Annotated in this window: 17 protein-coding genes and 1 riboswitch; of the genes, 12 read left to right on the forward strand and 5 right to left on the reverse strand. The window is 69.4% G+C overall.

Going from position 1 to position 18,927, the window contains the following annotated elements:
- Positions 1-52 precede the first annotated feature (52 nt).
- The 3 genes from ABD858_RS22870 to ABD858_RS22880 all read left to right on the forward strand — a co-directional run bounded on the left by ABD858_RS22870 (position 53) and on the right by ABD858_RS22880 (position 3,169).
- Positions 53-820, forward strand: coding sequence for an enoyl-CoA hydratase/isomerase family protein (locus ABD858_RS22870; protein ID WP_345040630.1), 768 nt, complete (start codon positions 53-55; stop codon positions 818-820).
- Positions 821-1,046: 226 nt separating this feature from the next.
- Positions 1,047-1,562: an ATP-binding protein gene (locus ABD858_RS22875; protein ID WP_345040632.1), complete on the forward strand. Its 516-nt coding sequence runs from the start codon at positions 1,047-1,049 to the stop codon at positions 1,560-1,562.
- 416 nt (positions 1,563-1,978) lie between these two features.
- Entirely contained in the window at positions 1,979-3,169 is a 1,191-nt protein-coding gene (locus ABD858_RS22880; RefSeq protein ID WP_345044783.1) for a YncE family protein, read from the forward strand.
- A gap of 50 nt (positions 3,170-3,219) precedes the next feature.
- On the opposite strand, the gene ABD858_RS22885 is transcribed toward ABD858_RS22880, so the two are convergent.
- Positions 3,220-3,858 carry a GNAT family N-acetyltransferase gene (locus ABD858_RS22885; protein ID WP_345040634.1) on the reverse strand — a complete coding sequence of 213 codons (639 nt, stop codon included), beginning with the start codon at positions 3,856-3,858 and terminating at the stop codon, positions 3,220-3,222.
- A 90-nt stretch (positions 3,859-3,948) separates the two neighbouring features.
- Between ABD858_RS22885 and ABD858_RS22890 the strand changes: the two genes are divergently transcribed.
- A complete protein-coding gene (locus ABD858_RS22890; RefSeq protein WP_345040635.1) occupies positions 3,949-4,161 on the forward strand; it encodes an EF-hand domain-containing protein in 213 nt (70 codons plus the stop codon).
- A 273-nt stretch (positions 4,162-4,434) separates the two neighbouring features.
- Positions 4,435-5,547 (forward strand): CapA family protein, encoded by a 1,113-nt coding sequence (locus tag ABD858_RS22895; protein WP_345040636.1) that lies wholly within the window; start codon positions 4,435-4,437, stop codon positions 5,545-5,547.
- On the opposite strand, the gene ABD858_RS22900 is transcribed toward ABD858_RS22895, so the two are convergent.
- The 4 genes from ABD858_RS22900 to gcvT all read right to left on the reverse strand — a co-directional run bounded on the left by ABD858_RS22900 (position 5,534) and on the right by gcvT (position 10,146).
- Entirely contained in the window at positions 5,534-6,901 is a 1,368-nt protein-coding gene (locus ABD858_RS22900; protein ID WP_345040638.1) for an L-serine ammonia-lyase, read from the reverse strand. The genes ABD858_RS22895 and ABD858_RS22900 overlap by 14 nt on opposite strands.
- A gap of 149 nt (positions 6,902-7,050) precedes the next feature.
- Entirely contained in the window at positions 7,051-8,307 is a 1,257-nt protein-coding gene (gene glyA / locus ABD858_RS22905) for a serine hydroxymethyltransferase (protein WP_345040640.1), read from the reverse strand.
- A gap of 30 nt (positions 8,308-8,337) precedes the next feature.
- Positions 8,338-8,712: a glycine cleavage system protein GcvH gene (gcvH, locus tag ABD858_RS22910; protein ID WP_345040642.1), complete on the reverse strand. Its 375-nt coding sequence runs from the start codon at positions 8,710-8,712 to the stop codon at positions 8,338-8,340.
- A gap of 318 nt (positions 8,713-9,030) precedes the next feature.
- Complete coding sequence (gene gcvT / locus ABD858_RS22915; RefSeq protein ID WP_345040645.1) at positions 9,031-10,146, reverse strand: glycine cleavage system aminomethyltransferase GcvT; 1,116 nt, start codon at positions 10,144-10,146, stop codon at positions 9,031-9,033.
- Between the two features lie 137 nt (positions 10,147-10,283).
- A riboswitch (glycine riboswitch) is annotated at positions 10,284-10,385 on the reverse strand.
- A gap of 218 nt (positions 10,386-10,603) precedes the next feature.
- Here gcvT and ABD858_RS22920 point away from each other — a divergent pair.
- From ABD858_RS22920 to ABD858_RS22950, 7 genes are all read left to right on the forward strand, one after another.
- Positions 10,604-11,227, forward strand: coding sequence for an AAA family ATPase (locus tag ABD858_RS22920; RefSeq protein WP_345044786.1), 624 nt, complete (start codon positions 10,604-10,606; stop codon positions 11,225-11,227).
- 95 nt (positions 11,228-11,322) lie between these two features.
- On the forward strand, positions 11,323-12,093 hold the full coding sequence (locus tag ABD858_RS22925) for an enhanced serine sensitivity protein SseB (protein ID WP_345040647.1): 771 nt from the start codon (positions 11,323-11,325) through the stop codon (positions 12,091-12,093).
- Between the two features lie 233 nt (positions 12,094-12,326).
- On the forward strand, positions 12,327-13,118 hold the full coding sequence (locus ABD858_RS22930; RefSeq protein ID WP_345040649.1) for an enhanced serine sensitivity protein SseB C-terminal domain-containing protein: 792 nt from the start codon (positions 12,327-12,329) through the stop codon (positions 13,116-13,118).
- A gap of 668 nt (positions 13,119-13,786) precedes the next feature.
- A complete protein-coding gene (locus tag ABD858_RS22935) occupies positions 13,787-14,785 on the forward strand; it encodes an ABC transporter permease (RefSeq protein ID WP_345040651.1) in 999 nt (332 codons plus the stop codon).
- A gap of 116 nt (positions 14,786-14,901) precedes the next feature.
- Positions 14,902-16,689, forward strand: a complete 1,788-nt coding sequence (locus tag ABD858_RS22940) for an ABC transporter substrate-binding protein (RefSeq protein ID WP_425586340.1) — start codon at positions 14,902-14,904, stop codon at positions 16,687-16,689.
- A 113-nt stretch (positions 16,690-16,802) separates the two neighbouring features.
- On the forward strand, positions 16,803-17,801 hold the full coding sequence (locus ABD858_RS22945) for an ABC transporter permease (protein ID WP_345040654.1): 999 nt from the start codon (positions 16,803-16,805) through the stop codon (positions 17,799-17,801).
- Positions 17,798-18,907 (forward strand): ABC transporter ATP-binding protein, encoded by a 1,110-nt coding sequence (locus tag ABD858_RS22950; protein ID WP_345040657.1) that lies wholly within the window; start codon positions 17,798-17,800, stop codon positions 18,905-18,907. The genes ABD858_RS22945 and ABD858_RS22950 overlap by 4 nt, the downstream gene beginning before the upstream one ends.
- The last annotated feature ends 20 nt before the right edge of the window (positions 18,908-18,927 follow it).

The following is an 18,927-nucleotide window of genomic DNA, read 5'->3' on the forward strand; positions in this document are numbered from 1 at the left end:
GTGACCAACGGCACCGGGCCCTCCGTCGTTGACGGGGGCTAACCTGCCCTCCATGACCGTGAATCTCGAAGTTGCCGAGGGCGTCGGCACCATTCGCCTCGACCGCCCCCCGATGAACGCGCTGGACGTCACCACCCAGGACCGGCTGCGTGAGCTCGCCGAGGAGGCGGCCCGCCGCGACGACGTACGGGCCGTGGTGCTGTACGGCGGCGAGAAGGTGTTCGCGGCCGGTGCGGACATCAAGGAGATGCAGGAGATGGACCACACGGCGATGGTCCTCCGGTCCCGCGCGCTCCAGGACTCGTTCACCGCCGTGGCCCGCATCCCCAAGCCCGTCGTCGCCGCGATCACCGGCTACGCCCTGGGCGGCGGCTGCGAGCTGGCGCTCTGCGCCGACTACCGGATCGCCGCCGACAACGCCAAGCTCGGCCAGCCCGAGATCCTCCTCGGGCTGATCCCGGGCGCCGGCGGCACCCAGCGGCTGTCCCGCCTGGTCGGCCCCTCCAAGGCCAAGGACCTGATCTTCACCGGGCGCATGGTGAAGGCGGACGAGGCGCTGCAGATCGGCCTGGTGGACCGGGTCGTCCCGGCGGCCGAGGTGTACGAGCAGGCGCACGCCTGGGCCGCCAAGCTCGTCCAGGGGCCGGCGCTGGCGCTGCGCGCCGCCAAGGAGAGCATCGACGCCGGTCTGGAGACGGACATCGACACCGGCCTGACCATCGAACGCAACTGGTTCGCGGGATTGTTCGCCACCGAGGACCGCGAGCGCGGGATGCGCAGCTTCGTCGAGGAGGGCCCGGGCAAGGCAAAGTTCCTCTGAGCCGGGTTCTCCTGCGCAAGGGCGGATCGGAGCATCCTTGAGGGAGCGTCAGGGGTGCTCCGCCCGAGACTGTGACGATCGGTCGGAAGTCAGAAGGCCGTGCAGGCCGGAGGGATGGTGACGACCCGGTCACTGCCCTTGTCATATGCCGCCCCGCATACCGGGAACCGCCCGTCCGGGGAGACTGTTTCTTCCGGAACGACCCCCGGGAGCCCTCCGGGCGGCCATGATGGGGGGCATGGCGGGCCTGGAGGGTGTGGAGCAGCCGCGGCGGCGTGGCGGTACGACCGCCGCGCGCCGGACGCCGGCCTTCGACGACGAACAGGCCATCGAGGCGCTGGAGCTGTTCGGCAACCCGTCCGAGGGCGAGGTGCGCCTGCCGTCCCGCCCCGAATCGGCGGCCGTCGCACGCCGGCTGACCCACTGCGTGGTGCTGCGCCAGTGGGCGCTCCCGCCGCAGACCACGGAGAACGCGGTTCTGCTCGTCTCCGAGCTTGTCGGCAACGCCGTACGCCACACCGGCGCCCGGGTCTTCGGGCTGCGCATGACGCGCCGCCGCACCACGATCCGGATCGAGGTGCGCGATCCCTCGCGCGGACTGCCCTGCCTGATGCCCGTGCACGAGCTGGACACCAGCGGGCGCGGGCTCTTCCTCGTCGACAAGCTCTCCGACCGGTGGGGCGTGGATCTGCAGCCGCGCGGCAAGACCACCTGGTTCGAGATGCGGGTCGCCGATCGCTGAACCGGGCCGGCTCCGGATGCCCAGAAGCCCCCATGCGCCGTGGTGGGGCGCCTCGGGGGCTTCTGGGTGGTGCGCCGTGGACTCAGGGGGTGTATCCACGGCGCTGAGACGACCTGGCCCGGGTCAATGGGGGTCGTGTGCCTCCGACTATGGCAGACGGGGGGCCTTGCCGCCAAACGTGCACATCGGGCAATTAATGGCATTTATGTGCTTTTCGAAAGTGAATCGTAGGTGAAGTGGTCGGATTGCCTGGTAAACGATGCGTAAGTATCGCGCTGGATGGGTGATTCATGATTCTTGGCGAGTGTCGCCTGTGCGGGTGGTTAGTCGGATGAATCGGGGCGAAACGGATCTTTCTCCCTTTGAATGGTCGCGTGCCCAGTAATCCTGTGACCGACCCCGCCACCTCCCGGGTCATGCTCAGCCGCCGGGTGGGTCCGCGCCTGCGGCGCGCCGCCGCTCTTGTCGCGGCCGTCTGTTCCGCCGTCGCACTCGCGGGCTGTGCCGGGGAGCGCGACGGCGAGGCCGCCGCGCCCACCGTCAAGAAGTCCGCCCCCGCCGCCCCCGCCGTCCCGGCGGGCCTGGCGGGCATGCCGCCGGTCCTCGACCGCAAGGACGTCTACGCCGCCGACCGCCCCGGAAAGCTGTCGCCCGTCGTCCAGGGCTTCCCCTCCCTGGTGTACGTCCCCAACACCAACTCCAACACGGTCTCGGTGATCGACCCGGCGACGTACCAGGTCGTCCGGACCATCCCGGTCGGCATCCAGCCGCAGCACGTCGTCCCGTCCTGGGACCTGAAGACGCTCTGGGTCAACAACAACCGGGGGCACACCCTCACCCCCATCGACCCCGCCACCGGCGCCGTGGGCAAGCCCGTCGAGGTCCACGACCCGTACAACCTCTACTTCACACCGAACGGCAAGTACGCCGTCGTCATGGCCTCGCTCGACAAGGAGCTGGTCTTCCGCGACCCGCACACCATGGCGATCCGGCACACCGAGCCCGTCACCTGCGCCGGCGTCAACCACGCCGACTTCTCCGCGGACGGCCGCTACTTCATCGTCTCGTGCGAGTTCTCCGGCGAACTCCTCAAGGTCGACACCGAGAAGATGAAGGTGATCGGCCAGCAGAAGCTGCCCCACGCGGGCGCCATGCCACAGGATGTGAAGCTCTCGCCGGACGGCAGCACCTTCTATGTCGCCGACATGATCGCCGACGGCATGTGGGAGCTGGACGGCGAGAAGTTCACCACCCCGCGACTGCTGCCCACGGGCAAGGGCGCCCACGGCCTCTACGTCAGCCGTGACTCCAAGGAGATGTACGTCACCAACCGTGGCGAGGGCTCCATCTCGGTCTTCGACTTCGCGCAGAGTGAACTCACCAAGAAATGGCGACTGCCGGGCGGCGGCAGCCCGGACATGGGCGGCGTCTCGGCGGACGGCAAGGTGCTCTGGCTGTCCGGCCGCTACGACGGCGAGGTGTACGCGATCGACACGGCGACCGGCCGGCAGCTGGCCCGTATCCCGGTCGGCTCCGGTCCGCACGGCCTCGCGGTCTACCCGCAACCGGGCCGCTACTCACTGGGCCACACTGGCGTCTTCCGCTGACGCCTGTGTGGGGCCCGTTCATCCAGGGGACGTCATACGGGCCGGTGGCCTCAGTGCGCTATGAGCAGCGCCTCCGAGCCCACCGGCCGGTACCCCGCCGCCTGGAACGTACGCACACTGCGTGCGTTCCCCGGCGACTGCTGGGCCCACACCACCTCGTCCGGCACCAGATGCCGGGCCGCCAGGGCCAGTCCCCGGCCCAGGCCCCGGCCCCGGGCCTCCTCGTCCACCTCGATCGCCGCCTCCCAGCGGCCCGCCACACCGCGGCCGAGGACCACCACTCCGCCGTCGGCCGCCCAGACCCGTACGTCGTCACGGAACTTCATGGCACGCGCCACCCGGGGGTGCTCCGGGTCCTCGATCTCCCGCAGCTCCAGCGGCGGCTCGCCGGGCAGCGCGTCCGCGACCGTCAGCAGGTCGATGGTGTTCATGCCGCGGCCGGTACGGGCCATCAGCGCGCCCAGGAACACCGGGTTCATCGACGCGGCCAGCTCGTCGGACGGCGTCGCGGCCAGGGTGGCACGTACCCACTCCGGGTCCTCGTCCGTGAAGATCACCGAGTGTGCGGTGAACGCCACCACGCCCGCGTCCCTGGGACCGGCCTGCCCGATCACCGTCGCCGTACCGTCCGGTGGCGGGAACTGCCCGCGTGCCGCCGCTGCCAGGATGTGCATCAGTGCCTCACTCATGCAGCAAGCATGACCGGCCGCCGTACTGTGGTCTCCGTCGGGCCGTTACTCTGACAAGCGTCAGAAAAGCACCGAGAGGGAGTGGCACCAGTGGCGGACATCGAAGAGGCGCGCAAGGCGTTCCAGCGTCTGGACCGGAACGGCGACGGGCGCATCACGGCGGCCGAGTACAAGAGCGTCATGGCACAGCTCGGCGACTTCCACGTCACCGAGACCGTCGCTCAGGCCATCATCGCCGCCAAGGACGCCAACAACGACGGCGAGCTCTCCTTCGAGGAGTTCTGGGCCGCGCTCGACAAGTGAGCCAGGCGAGTGAGCCGACGGGGCGCGCCTGTGCCGAAAGAGAGTGGGGGACACCTCTGGGGCACCTCTGGGGCACCTCTGGGGGCACCTCCCAGCGGTAGCTGGGGGAGGTAGCTGGGGGAGGTAGCTGGGGGAGCGCGGAGGCCCCGAGGGCTGCAGTCGATATGCGGCTGCCGGCTACGGCGGCGGGCGGCCCGGCGCGCTCCGGCCGGTGATCCGGGATGCGGCCGGTGCCCGGCCTCGGCGCGAGTGTCCCGGGGCTACCGTGGAAGCGTGGCCGGTGACCTGGTGACACTCTTCCTCTGCGGCGACGTCATGCTCGGCCGCGGAGTGGACCAGATCCTGCCGCACCCCGGTGACCCCGTCCTGCGGGAGGCGTACGTCCGGGACGCCCGGGACTATGTCGAGCTGGCCGAGGCGGTCAACGGCCCGATCCCCCGTCCGGTCGGCTTCGTCTGGCCCTGGGGGGACGCCCTGGCGTCACTCGACGAGGCGGCGCCCGATGTGCGGGTGGTGAACCTGGAGACCAGCGTCACCCGGTCCGGGGAGTTCGCGCCGGGCAAGCAGGTGCACTACCGGATGCATCCGGCCAATCTGCCCTGCCTGGCCGCCGCCCGCCCCGACGTCTGTGTCCTGGCGAACAATCATGTGCTGGACTTCGGCCGTCCGGGCCTCGAGGAGACCCTCGATGTGCTGGCCGGCGGCGGGCTGCGGGCCGTCGGTGCCGGGCGCGACGCGGCAGCGGCGGGACGCCCCGCGGCCGTCCCGGTCGAGGGCGGCGGACGGGTCCTCGTCTTCTCGTGCGGGATGCCCTCCAGCGGTATCCCGCCCATCTGGGCCGCCGCCGACGACCGGCCCGGCGTGAACCTCGTCCCCGAGCCGTCGGTCGCCGCCGCCGTCGAGCTCGCCGGCCTGATACGGCAGACGAAACAGCCGGGCGACATCGCGGTCGTCTCGGTCCACTGGGGATCCAACTGGGGCTATGACGTCTTCCGGCCCCAGATCAACTACGCGCACGCGCTGATCGACGGCGGCGCCGATGTCGTGCACGGACACTCCTCGCACCATCCGCGCCCCGTCGAGGTCTACCACGACAAGCTGATCCTTTACGGCTGCGGCGACTTCATCGACGACTACGAGGGCATCTCCGGCTTCGAGGAGTACCGCGACGACCTGCGGCTGCTGTACTTCGTCTCGCTGGAGCCGGACACCGGGGAACTGGTCCGCTCATGGATCGTACCGATGCAGGCACGGCAGATGAGACTCCACCGTGCCCCCGACGAGGACGTGCAGTGGCTGCGGGCCGCCCTGGACCGGGTCAGCCGCAGCCTGGGAGCTCGCGTCGGTCTCGGCCAGGACGGCACGCTGACCGTCAGCACTCGATGATGTTGACGGCGAGACCGCCGCGCGCCGTCTCCTTGTACTTGACGCTCATGTCGGCCCCGGTCTCCTTCATGGTCTTGATGACCTTGTCGAGGGAGACCTTGTGGGTGCCGTCGCCGCGCATCGCCATCTTCGCGGCGGTGACGGCCTTGACCGCCGCCATGCCGTTGCGCTCGATGCACGGGATCTGGACCAGACCGCCGACCGGGTCGCAGGTCAGGCCGAGGTTGTGCTCCATGCCGATCTCCGCGGCGTTCTCGACCTGCTCGGGGGTGCCGCCGAGGACCTCGGCGAGGGCGCCGGCCGCCATCGAGCATGCGGAGCCGACCTCGCCCTGGCAGCCGACCTCGGCGCCGGAGATGGAGGCGTTCTCCTTGAAGAGCATGCCGATCGCACCGGCGGCGAGCAGGAAGCGGACGATGCCGTCCTCGTCAACGCCGGGCACGAAGTTCAGGTAGTAGTGCAGAACCGCGGGGATGATGCCGGCCGCCCCGTTGGTGGGGGCGGTGACGACCCGGCCGCCGGCCGCGTTCTCCTCGTTGACGGCCATGGCGTAGAGGGTCACCCACTCCATGGCGTGCGTGTCGGGGCTGCCCTCGGCACGCAGCTGGCGGGCGGTGGTGGCGGCGCGGCGGCGGACCTTGAGACCGCCCGGCAGGATGCCCTCGCGGGACATGCCGCGCGAGACGCAGGCCTGCATGACGTGCCAGATGTCGAGCAGGCCCTCGCGGATCTCGGTCTCGGTACGCCAGGCCTTCTCGTTCTCCATCATCAGTGAGGAGATGGACAGCCCGGTCTCGCGGGAGAGCCGCAGCAGCTCGTCACCGGTGCGGAAGGGGTACTTCAGCACGGTGTCGTCGAGCTTGATCCGGTCCTCGCCGACCGCGTCCTCGTCGACGACGAAGCCGCCGCCGACCGAGTAGTAGGTCTTCTCCAGCAGGGTGTCGCCGGCGGTGTCGTACGCGGCGATCGTCATGCCGTTGGCGTGGTACGGCAGCGCCTTGCGCCGGTGCAGGACCAGGTCCTCGTCGAAGTCGAAGCCGATCTCGTGCACACCGAGCAGGCTGATCCTCTTCTCGGTCTTGATGCGCTCCACCTGGTCGTCCGCCGTCTCGACGTCGACCTCGCGCGGAGAGTTGCCCTCCAGTCCGAGCAGTACGGCCTTGGGGGTGCCGTGGCCGTGTCCGGTCGCGCCCAGCGAGCCGTACAGCTCGGCACGTACCGAGGCGGTGTGGGCGAGCAGGCCGTCGTTCTTGAGCCGGGCGGCGAACATACGGGCCGCGCGCATCGGGCCGACCGTGTGGGAGCTGGACGGGCCTATGCCGATCGAGAACAGGTCGAAGACCGAGATGGCCACGAGGGAACTCCTAGAGGTGTGGAGACGCCGTTGTCTGCCAGGGGTGGTGCAGAGGAAAGCGGTACGGGGGCGTACAAGGTGCGGGGCACCGCACGCACTCACCAGTGTGCGCGGTGCCCCTTACCGGTGTCTGTAATGCAGGTAACTGCTTACAGGCCAGGGTAAAGCGGGTGCTTCGCCGCGAGGGCGGTCACCCGGGCCTTGAGCGCCTCGGCGTCGAAGGCCGGCTTGAGCGCCTCGGCGATGATGTCGGCGACCTCGGTGAAGTGCTCGGCCTGGAAGCCACGGGTGGCCAGGGCCGGGGTGCCGATCCGCAGACCCGAGGTGACCATCGGCGGGCGAGGGTCGTTCGGGACCGCGTTGCGGTTGACCGTGATGCCGATCTCGTGGAGCCGGTCCTCGGCCTGCTGGCCGTCCAGCTCGGAGTGGCGCAGGTCGACCAGGACCAGGTGCACATCGGTGCCGCCGGAGAGGACGGAGACGCCGACCTCCTTGACGTCGTCCTGGACCAGACGCTCGGCGAGGATCTTCGCGCCCTCGAGGGTGCGCTGCTGGCGCTCCTTGAACTCCTCCGAGGCGGCGACCTTGAAGGAGACCGCCTTGGCGGCGATCACGTGCTCCAGCGGACCGCCCTGCTGGCCGGGGAAGACCGCGGAGTTGATCTTCTTGGCGAGCTCGGCCGTCGAGAGGATGACACCGCCGCGCGGACCGCCGAGGGTCTTGTGCGTGGTGGTGGTGACGACATGGGCGTGCGGCACCGGGTTGGGGTGCAGGCCCGCGGCGACGAGGCCCGCGAAGTGGGCCATGTCGACCATCAGGTACGCGCCGACCTCGTCCGCGATCCGGCGGAACGCGGCGAAGTCCAGCTGACGCGGGTACGCGGACCAGCCGGCCACGATCAGCTTCGGCTTGTTCTCCTTGGCCAGGCGCTCGACCTCGGCCATGTCGACCACGCCGGTCTCGTCGACGTGGTACGCGACCACGTTGTAGAGCTTGCCGGAGAAGTTGATCTTCATGCCGTGGGTCAGGTGGCCACCGTGGGCGAGGTTCAGACCCATGATGGTGTCGCCCGGCTGCAGCAGCGCGAACATCGCGGCGGCGTTGGCCTGGGCGCCCGAGTGCGGCTGCACGTTCGCGTGCTCGGCACCGAACAGCGCCTTGATGCGGTCGATGGCGATCTGCTCGACCACGTCGACGTGCTCGCAGCCGCCGTAGTAGCGGCGGCCCGGGTAGCCCTCGGCGTACTTGTTGGTGAGAACCGAGCCCTGGGCCTCCATGACGGCGACCGGAGCGAAGTTCTCCGACGCGATCATCTCCAGGGTGGACTGCTGACGGTGGAGCTCGGCGTCGACGGCGGCGGCGACATCCGGGTCCAGATCGTGCAGGGGGGTGTTCAGAAGCGACATCACGGTCCCTCTCGCGGTGGGGGCGGTCGGTCAGCTGGCGAAGTCGGTGTACTCATCCGCGGAGAGCAGGTCGGCCGGCTCCTCCGTGATGCGCACCTTGAACAGCCAGCCGCCCTCGAACGGAGCGGAGTTCACCAGCGCCGGGTCGTCCACGACGTCCTGGTTGATCTCGGTGACCTCGCCGGTGACCGGGGAGTACAGGTCGCTGACCGACTTGGTCGACTCCAGCTCGCCACAGGACTCGCCCGCGGTGATGGTGTCGCCGACCTCGGGGAGCTGGACGTACACGACGTCACCGAGCGCGTCGGCGGCGTGCTTGGTGATGCCGACCGTCGAGACGCCGTCCTCGGCGGTCGACAGCCACTCGTGCTCCTTGCTGTAGCGAAGCTGCTGGGGGTTGCTCATGACCTGAATTCTCCTGTACGCGGGGGAGTGGTGCGGACGGTGGGGTGGCTTGCCTCACCGATGCGGGGAGGTCGACCTCGTCGAGCGATGCATTTCACGCGATGTGATGACAGAAGGTCATCGACCGATCGCTCGGTGCTGAGGTGGTGGCTGCGAACCATCGGAGCGAGAACCAAGCCCGCTGATCCGCAGCCCGGACATCTGTCTCTCTTCCGGGCTGGTCTCAACCCGGCTGGTGCTGATCGCGCCAGTCTCGGCGGCTTGCTGAGCCGTCGGGCAGCGTGAGTCAGGAATCCCTTGCCCTGGGGCAGGGAGGAGTCAGTTCTGGCGCTTGTAGAAGGGGAGCGAGACGACCTGGTACGGCTCGCTCTTCCCTCGGATGTCCACGCCCACGCCCTCGGTGCCGGGCGCGGCGTGCGCCGCGTCGACGTATGCCATCGCAATCGGCTTGCCCAGGGTGGGGGAGGGGGCGCCGGAGGTGACCTCGCCGATCGCCTCGCCGCCGACAACGACTGCGAAGCCCGCGCGGGGCACCCGGCGGCCCTCGGCGATCAGGCCGACCAGCTTGCGCGGCGGGTTCGCGGCGGCGCGCTCGGCGGCGTCTTCCAGGGCCTTGCGGCCGACGAAGTCGCCCTCCTTCTCGAACTTCACGACCCGGCCCAGGCCCGCGTCGAACGGGGTGAGCGCGGTGGTCAGCTCGTGTCCGTACAGCGGCATGCCCGCCTCAAGGCGCAGCGTGTCGCGGCAGGACAGACCGCACGGGACCAGGCCCACCGGCTTGCCCGCCTCGGTCAGCGCCTGCCACAGCGCCGTGGCGTGCTCCGGCGCCACGAACAGCTCGAAGCCGTCCTCGCCGGTGTAACCGGTACGGGCGATCAGCGCCGGGACGCCGGCGACGGTGCCGGGCAGACCCGCGTAGTACTTCAGACCGTCCAGGTCGGCGTCCGTGAGCGACTTCAGGATGCCGGGGGACTCCGGGCCCTGCACGGCGATCAGCGCGTACGCGTCACGGTCGTCGCGGACCTCGGCGTCGAAGCCCTCCGCACGCGCGGTGATCGCGTCCAGCACGACCTGGGCGTTGGAGGCGTTGGCGACGACCATGTACTCGGTCTCGCCCAGACGGTAGACGATCAGATCGTCGAGGATGCCGCCGTCCTCCTGGCAGATCATCGTGTAGCGGGCGCGGCCCAGGCCGACGCTGCCGATGTTGCCGACCAGCGCGTAGTTCAGCAGCGCGGCGGCCTGCGGACCCGTGACGGTGATCTCGCCCATGTGGGAGAGGTCGAACAGACCGGCCTTGGTGCGGACGGCGTTGTGCTCGTCACGCTCGCTGCCGTAGCGCAGCGGCATGTCCCAGCCCGCGAAGTCGGTCATGGTCGCGCCCAGCGAACGGTGCAGCGCGTCGAGGGCGGTCAGGCGGGGGGCGTTGCTCATAGGTGTGGCTCCCAGGGCATGTCTGGCGAGGACGATCCTCCCCATCTGTCATCGGAACCTGAGAGGTTCGCCGAGAGCCCCGGAAGGACCCGGCTTGCACCTTGGGTGGAGCCGCACGGCTCGCTTTTCAGATCTGCCTCATCCACGCGGTACGGGGCCTGAGAGATTCAAGGGAGGAACTTGCTCCTTCGGCGCCCGGCACACGGACGGTGTGACCGGGACTCTCCCGCGCGGATTCAAGCGGCCGGTATGCAGTTGGCGCGCACATCATTGCACGTGCCGGGCCGAAACGTACCCCCGGCACCGGAAGCGCCGGGAATCAGGCGCCCCGCCAAATCCCTTGTGCCTCATTACCGTTTCTTTACACTCCATGGGGAAGGGTCGTATGACCTGACAAGGCGGGGAGGCGAGGGTGTTGCAGTTGCCAAGGCCAGGCGGGTACGTGACCACGACTGCGATGCCGGCCCGGCCCGGTGTGCCCGCGCGCGCCGCCGGAGCCCGACCCGTCCGTACCGTCCGGGACCTGCGCGAGCGCGCGGGCCGCGGACCGCGCGCCCTGGTCTTCCCGGCCGGCGACCTGGTGGTCGTCTCCGGGCTGCCCGGCAGCGGCAAGTCCACGCTGATTCGGCGGACGGCCGAGACCCGGGCCATCGACTCCCAGGACACCCGGGACCGCTGGGAGCAGCGGATGCCCCGTTTCCTGCCGTACGGCGTCTACCGCCCCCTCGTCCGGATGGCCCACTACGCCGGGCTGCGCCGCGCCCTGCGCTCCGGCGAGAGCGTCGTCGTCCACGACTGCGGCACCCAGGCCTGGGTGCGCCGCTGGCTGGCCCGGGAGGCGCGGCGCCGGGACCGGGCGCTGCGGCTCGTCCTGCTCGACGTCACCCCCGAGACGGCCCGTGACGGCCAGCGCGAGCGCGGCCGCGGCGTCACCGGCTACGCCTTCGCACGGCACCGGCACGCGGTGGCCCGCCTGGTCCGCGACGCGGAGACCGGCCGCCTGCCCTCCGGGTGCGCCTCCGCGATCCTGCTGGACCGCGCCGCGGCGGCGACGCTGACGCGTATCGGCTTCGCGAAGTAGCCTGCCGTCCTCCGCCCGGGGCCGCCCGAAGGGCGGTCCGGGGGCCAGGGGCGTTAGGGTCTTGTCCGCAAGGCAAGGGGGAGAAGGGGAACCCGGTGGACTTTCCAGCGCAGCCGCAGCCGTACGAGTACGGCGGCTGGCCGGCCAATGAACTCGAAGAGGTGCTGACCGCCTCCGTCGGCAATCCTTCCGCCGGCGCCCGGCTCGTCGAGGTGCTCGGCCGCAGCCAGGTCTGGATCCCGCTCCCCAGGGGCGGCAGCCCCGACAGCCCGAACCTCGACCTGCCCACCATGGACATCCACGGCGCCGCCTACGTCCCGGTCTACAGCTCCGAGCAGCAGTTCCGGCAGTGTGCCGGCGACACCATGCCGTTCGTCGTGGCGCCGGCTGTGGAGTTCGCCCGCGGCCTGCCCCCGCAGTTGGGCATCGCCGTGAATCCGGACGGCGCGGTCGGCATGCCGCTGCCGCCGCCCGCCGTCGCCGAACTCTGCCGGGCCGGCCGCACCGCGCTGGACGGGCCCGCGAGCGGAGCCCGGGTCCGGCTCTACGAGCCCGACTGGCAGCACGACCCGGTCGACTTCCTCAACGCCGCCGCCGCCGAGTTCGAGGCGACCGGGGTGGTGCTGTCCGCCCGCCGGGCGCTGGCCAGCGTCGAGGGCGACAGTCCCACCCTCTTCGTCGGCGTCGAGCTGTCCTCCTGGCACGGCCCCGAACGCGAGGCCCCGCTGGACGCGCTGGGCCGGGCGCTGGGCCGGGTCCAGCCGCCCTGGCCGGTCAACCTGGTGTTGTTGGACGTGGCCCAGGACCCGGTGGGGGACTGGCTGCGTGAGCGCGTCCGCCCGTTCTACCGGCGTGAACACCAGTAGCCACGGCGCTCCTGCCACAGGTCCTGTCCGGCCGGTCAGGCCGGACCAGGGAGCGGCGGTCCCCCAGCTATCGCTGGGAGGTGCCCCCAGGTGCCGTGCGCCGCAGCCGCTCCGCGGCGGGCACCGAGCCGCCGCGAGCCCGGCGTGACCGGCCGGGCAGGGCCTAAGCTTCTTGTTGTCTTGGCAGCTGTCTTCAAATGACATGGGTGGATCGAAGAGGGGCGGGACCCAGGGTGAGCGCGTCAGGCACCGCGGCCGGCGGGCAGGTCGAGCACATGCTGCGCCAGGTGACCCCCGGGCGCTATGACGCGTACGAGGCGCTGCTGCGCGCCTTCGCCGACGGCCAGGTCTGGATGCTGCTCTGGCACGGCCAGGCGGGCTCGCCCGACGCCCAGTACGGAAACATGGCGGTCGAGGGGTTCGGTTACGCACCCTGCGTCACCTCCGCGCAGGAGCTTGCCGCCAGTGGCTGGAACCGTGCGTACGAAGTGGTCGGCGGCCGCGACATCGCCCAGGCGCTCTACCCCGACCGCTCCGGAATCTGGCTCAATCCGCACGCCCCTGGTGGCGGTGTCGGCATCCCCTGGCCGGATCTGCGCCGGATCGCCACCGGTCTGGACCGGATGCCGGCCGGACCGCTGCGGCTGTCCGAACCGGCCATCGAGATCCCGCAGTTCTACGCCCTGCTCACACAGAACGCCCACCGCACCCCAGTGGTGCGCTCGCTGCGCCGCGCCTGGGTGCAGCCGGCTCTCGGGGCGCCGTATCTGGCCATCGGCCTCGATCTGTACGACACCGGCCGGGCGTCGGTCGATTCGGTACGGGCGATGATGCAGCAGTCGATCGCCGCGGTCCCGGACGGTCTGCCCGTCTCCACCGTGGCGCTGTCCGACGAGTACGACCCGGTGAGCATGTGGCTGCGCGCCAACGCCCGCCCCTTCTACGACCGCGAGGCGCATGCCGCCCAGCCCCCCGCCTCCGCTCCCGGGTACGGCTGCCCTCCGGTCGCTCCCCGGACGTACTGACCACCGAGCCACCGACCGTCTGCCCGCGCTCGCTCCGGGGTACGGCTGCCTTCCGGTCGCTCCCCGGACGTACTGACCACCGCGCCACCGACCGTCTGCCCGCGCTCGCTCCGGGGTACGGCTGCCTTCCGGCCGCTCCCCGGACGTACTGACCACCGCGCCACCGACCGTCTGCCCGCCCTCGCTCCGGGGTACGGCTGCCTTCCGGCCGCTCCCCGGACGTACTGACCACCGCGCCACCGACCGTCTGCCCGCCCTCGCTCCGGGGTACGGCTGCCTTCCGGCCGCTCCCCGGACGTACTGACCATCGCGCCACCGATCGCCTGCCCGCTCTCGCCCGAGGGCGGATTCACTGTGCAATAAGGGTAGTTGGGCGGCATGCCCGACCTGGTGGATTAGCGCACGGGTCGTCCGCTGAGTCGATCATTGAGTCCGGATAACGGAAGCTGTCTGACCGCATCACGTTTATGCAAACATTCCCCGGCGGGTCTGGCGGGTGATCGCGAACACATTGAAGACTCCCCGGAAACAAGCACCTTCGAGCTCGTGATCGACCTGTTCGCGCGGCAGGTGCTCGTTGTACGTACCACTTGCACCACTGATGGAACGAAGCCGCTACAGCGGCGGGCGCGGGCCGACCACAGCCGGCCGAGAGGGGTCCCACCACGATGACGGCACCACTGCATGACACTGCAGCCGCTGAGACCGCGGCCGTTGATGTCGCCGCGGACGTCCCCGAGAAGGCGATCGAGGGCCGGTCCCCGTGGAAGATCGCCTGGACCCGGCTCAAGCGCGACAAGCTCGCACTGGCCGGTGGATTCGTGGTGCTCTTCCTCATCGTCGTCGCGATCCTCGCGCCGGTGATCGTGAGCGCCCTCGGTCATCCGCCGAACGATTTCCACGAGGACAAGATCGACCCGCTCTTCGGCACCCCGATCGGTTCCTGGGGAGGCATCAGCTCGGACTTCCTGCTGGGAGTCGAGCCGGTCAACGGCCGTGACGTGTTCAGCCGCATCGTCTACGGCGCCCGGATCTCACTGCTGGTGGCCTTCCTCGCCGCTCTGGTCGCCGTCGCCCTCGGCACGGTCATCGGAATCGTCGCGGGCTACTTCGGCGGCTGGGTCGACGCGGCGATCAGCCGGGTCATGGACGTGATGCTCGCCTTCCCGCAGCTGCTCTTCACCATCGCGCTGGTCTCCGTGCTCCCCAACGAGCTCTTCGGTCTGGAGGGTTCGGGTGTCCGCATCGGAGCGCTGGTCCTGGTGATCGGCTTCTTCGGCTGGCCGTACGTCGGCCGGATCGTCCGCGGCCAGACCCTCTCGCTCAGGGAGCGCGAGTACGTGGAGGCGGCCCGCAGCCTGGGCGCCGGACGCCTCTACATCCTGCGGCGCGAACTGCTGCCCAACCTGGTCGCCCCGATCACCGTGTACGCCACCCTGATGATCCCGACGAACATCCTCACGGAGGCCGCGCTCAGCTTCCTCGGTGCCGGCGTGAAGCCGCCCACCGCCTCGTGGGGCCAGATGCTCTCGAAGGCCGTCAACACATATGAGTCCGACCCCATGTTCATGGTGATCCCGGGTCTGGCCATCTTCATCACCGTGCTTGCCTTCAACCTCTTCGGCGACGGCGTACGGGACGCGCTCGACCCGAAGGGCGCCCGCTGATCCGGCCTTGGGCCGCCCGTAAGACCTGCAAGACCCCGCCCCTGCCGATCAGCCAGGAGGCCATCGAAAGCCGGCGGCTCCTCGTCAAGGACCGCCACTACCACGGAGGTTGCGAGATCGTGACACCCATCAGTTCATCGAGGCGCAGGCTCGCCGCAGGCTCCGCCCTCGTCGTCGCGGCTCTGCTCGGCACCGCGGCCTGCGGTGGCGGCGGCAAGGACGACAACGGTGGCGGCGGCGGGGGCAAGGCCGGGGCCGCGGGCTTCAACGCCGCGGTCAACAAGGTCGCCAACGCGTCCGACAAGAAGGGTGGCGAGCTGAAGTTCATCGGCACGCAGGACGCCGACTCGTGGGACCCGCAGCGCGGTTACTACGGCTTCATGTGGGACTTCGCCCGCTACTACACCCGCCAGCTGGTCACCTTCAAGGCCGAGCCGGGCGCCACCAGCACCGAGCTGGTCCCGGACATGGCCACCGACACCGGCCAGGTCTCGCCCGACGGCAAGACCTACACCTTCAAGCTGAAGTCGGGCCTGAAGTGGGAGGACGGCAAGCCCGTCACCTCCAAGGACCTGAAGTACGGCATCGAGCGCATCTGGGCGCAGGACGTCATCTCCGGCGGCCCGATCTACCTCCAGCAGGTGCTCGACCCCAAGGGCGCGTACAAGGGCCCGTACAAGGACACCAGCAAGGACAAGCTCGGCCTGTCCGCCATCGAGACGCCCGACGACCAGACCATCATCTTCAAGCTGCCGAAGGCCAACAGCGACTTCCTGCAGATGCTGGCCATGCCCTCGGCCACCCCGGTCCGCCAGGACCTGGACACCAAGGCCAAGTACCAGCTGAAGCCTGCCTCCATGGGCCCGTACAAGTGGCAGGAGTACACGCCGAACAAGTCCATCACGCTCGTCCGCAACGAGAACTGGGACCAGGCGACGGACACCGTCCGCAAGGCCCTGCCGGACAAGATCACGGTCAAGCTGCAGAGCAACGCCGACGACATGGACAACCGGCTGATCGAGGGCGAGTACGACCTCGACATCAACGCCACCGGTATCGGCCCGGCCGCCCGCCCCAAGGCGCTGCAGCAGCACAAGGGCAACGTCGACAACCCGCAGACCGGCTTCATCCGCTACGCGGTGTTCCCGCAGACGGTCAAGCCGCTCGACAACATCGAGTGCCGCAAGGCCATCATCTACGCGGCCGACTCCAAGTCCCTGCAGACCGCTCGTGGCGGCCCGCAGGCCGGTGGTGACATCGCCACCAACATGCTGCCGCCGGCCGTCAAGGGCTCCGACCCGAAGGCCGACCCGTACGGCAAGCTGTCCGGCAAGCCGGACGAGGCCAAGGCCAAGGAAGCGCTGAAGAAGTGCGGCCAGCCGAACGGCTTCAAGACCACCATCGCGGTCCGCAACAACAAGCCGGTCGAGATCGCGACGGCCGAGTCGCTGCAGCAGGCGCTCGCCAAGGTCGGCATCACCGCCCAGATCGACCAGTACGACGGTGCCCAGACCTCCGGCATCATCGGCTCGCCCAAGGTCGTGAAGGACAAGGGCTACGGCATCATCATCATGGGCTGGGGAGCCGACTTCCCGTCCGGTCAGGGCTTCCTGCAGCCGCTGGTCGACGGCCGCTTCATCCTGCAGAGCGGTAACAACAACTTCTCGCAGCTGAACGACCCGGCGATCAACACCCTGTTCGACCAGGCGCTGGCGGAGACCGACCCCAACAAGGCCGGCGAGTTCTACAAGCAGATCAACACGAAGGTCACGGACGCCGCGGTCTACCTGCCCTTCACCCACGAGAAGAACATCGTCTGGCGCGGCTCCCGCCTGACGAACGTGTACACGGCCGACGCGTACAACGGCCGCTACGACTACGCCTCGCTGGGCGTCGTCAAGTGACCGTCTGTCAGCTACACCGGCGCACCCGCCGCTAGGCTCGAAGGGCAGGTGATGGCCGTGCGCGGTGGCCGGGGAACCTTCCGGGGTTCCCCGGCCACCGCCGGGCCGACTGCATGCTTGCATATCTCATCAGGCGGCTGACCGCCGTCATTGTGATGCTGATGGTCGTCACCCTGGTGACGTTCGGCATCTTCTTCCTGATCCCCAAGATGACCGGCAGCGATCCTGCCGCGATGTTCGTCGGCAAGCAGGCGGACCCGGCCGCCATCGAAGGCATCCGCCAGAAGCTGGGCCTGGACGAGCCGATCCTGGTGCAGTTCTGGCACTTCGTCGTGGGTGTCGTCGCCGGCCGTGACTACAGCAGCGGCGGTGAGACCATTCACTGCGCCGCTCCCTGCTTCGGCTACTCGTTCCGTACGGAGCAAGACGTCTGGCCGATGCTCAAGGACGCCTTCCCGGTGACCCTCTCGATGATCATCGGTGCCGTGGTGCTGTGGCTCCTGGCCGGCGTCTCCACCGGTGTGATCTCCGCGCTCAAGCGGGGCACGGTCGTCGACCGCACCGCGATGATCACCGCCCTCGCGGGTGTCTCCCTGCCGATCTACTTCACCGGCATGCTGGCCCTGCTCGTCTTCCGTACCCAACTGGACTGGACGAACGCCGAGTACGTGCCGATCGGGGAGAGCTTCGGCGGCTGGTTCGGCGGACTGATCCTGCCCTGGGTCACGCTCGCCTTCCTCTACGCCGCCATGTACGCCCGTCTCACCCGCGCCACCCTGCTCGAAGTGCTCGGCGAGGACTACATCCGTACCGCGCGCGCCAAGGGCCTGCGGGAGCCGGTCGTGCTCGGCAAGCACGCCATGCGCTCCACCATGACCCCCATCCTGACCATCCTCGGTATGGACCTCGGCGCCCTGGTGGGCGGCGCGATCCTCACCGAGTCCACGTTCTCCCTGCACGGCCTCGGCTACCTGGCGATCAAGTCGATCGGTGACCGAGACCTTCCCATCATCATCGGCGTCACCCTCATCACCGCCGCCGCGGTGGTCATCGCCAACCTCGTCGTCGACCTCCTGTACGCCGTGATCGACCCCCGAGTGAGGCTGGCATGACGGACATCAAGAAGACCGGAGCGGTCAACGAACCCGTCGCCGCCGGCGCCCCGGACTCGGACGTCTTCCTCGACGTACGCGACCTGAAGATCCACTTCCCGACGGACGACGGTCTGGTCAAGTCGGTCGACGGTCTGACCTTCCAGCTGGAGAAGGGCAAGACCCTCGGCATCGTGGGTGAGTCCGGCTCCGGGAAGTCGGTCACCTCGCTCGGCATCATGGGCCTGCACACGGTCGGTCAGTACGGCAGGCAGAAGGCGCGGATATCCGGCGAGATCTGGCTGAACGGCCAGGAGCTGCTGTCGGCCGACCCGGACACCGTACGCAAGCTGCGCGGCCGTGACATGGCGATGATCTTCCAGGATCCGCTGTCCGCGATGCATCCGTACTACACGGTCGGCCACCAGATCGTGGAGGCGTACCGGGTCCACCACGACGTCGACAAGAAGACCGCCCGCAAGCGGGCCGTCGAGCTTCTCGACCGGGTCGGCATCCCCGAACCGGGCAAGCGCGCCGACAACTACCCGCACGAGTTCTCCGGCGGTATGCGCCAGCGCGCGATGATCGCGATGGCGCTGGTCAACAACCCGGAGCTGCTGATCGCCGACGAGCCGACGACCGCGCTGGACGTGACCGTCCAGGCGCAGATCCTCGACCTCATCCGTGATCTGCAGAAGGAGTTCGGCTCCGCGGTCATCATCATCACCCACGACCTGGGCGTGGTCGCCGAGCTCGCCGACGACATCCTGGTGATGTACGGCGGCCGCTGCATCGAGCGCGGCCCGGCGGAGCAGGTCTTCTACCAGCCCCAGCACCCCTACACCTGGGGTCTGCTGGGCTCGATGCCGCGCATCGACCGTGAGCAGACCGACCGCCTGATCCCGGTCAAGGGCTCCCCGCCCAGCCTGATCAACGTCCCCAGCGGCTGTGCCTTCCACCCGCGCTGCCCGTACGCGGACGTGCCCAAGGGCAACATCACCCGCACGCAGCGTCCGGAACTGAAGCTGCTGAGCGGGGACGGTCCCGGCCGTCACTACTCGGCCTGCCACATGTCGCAGGAGGAGCGGACCCGGATCTGGACCGAAGAGATTGCGCCGAAGCTGTGAGTGAGACAAAGGATCCCGAG

The sequence above is a fragment of the Streptomyces sannanensis genome (assembly GCF_039536205.1).
In the GTDB taxonomy this organism is placed as follows: Bacteria; Actinomycetota; Actinomycetes; order Streptomycetales; family Streptomycetaceae; genus Streptomyces; species Streptomyces sannanensis.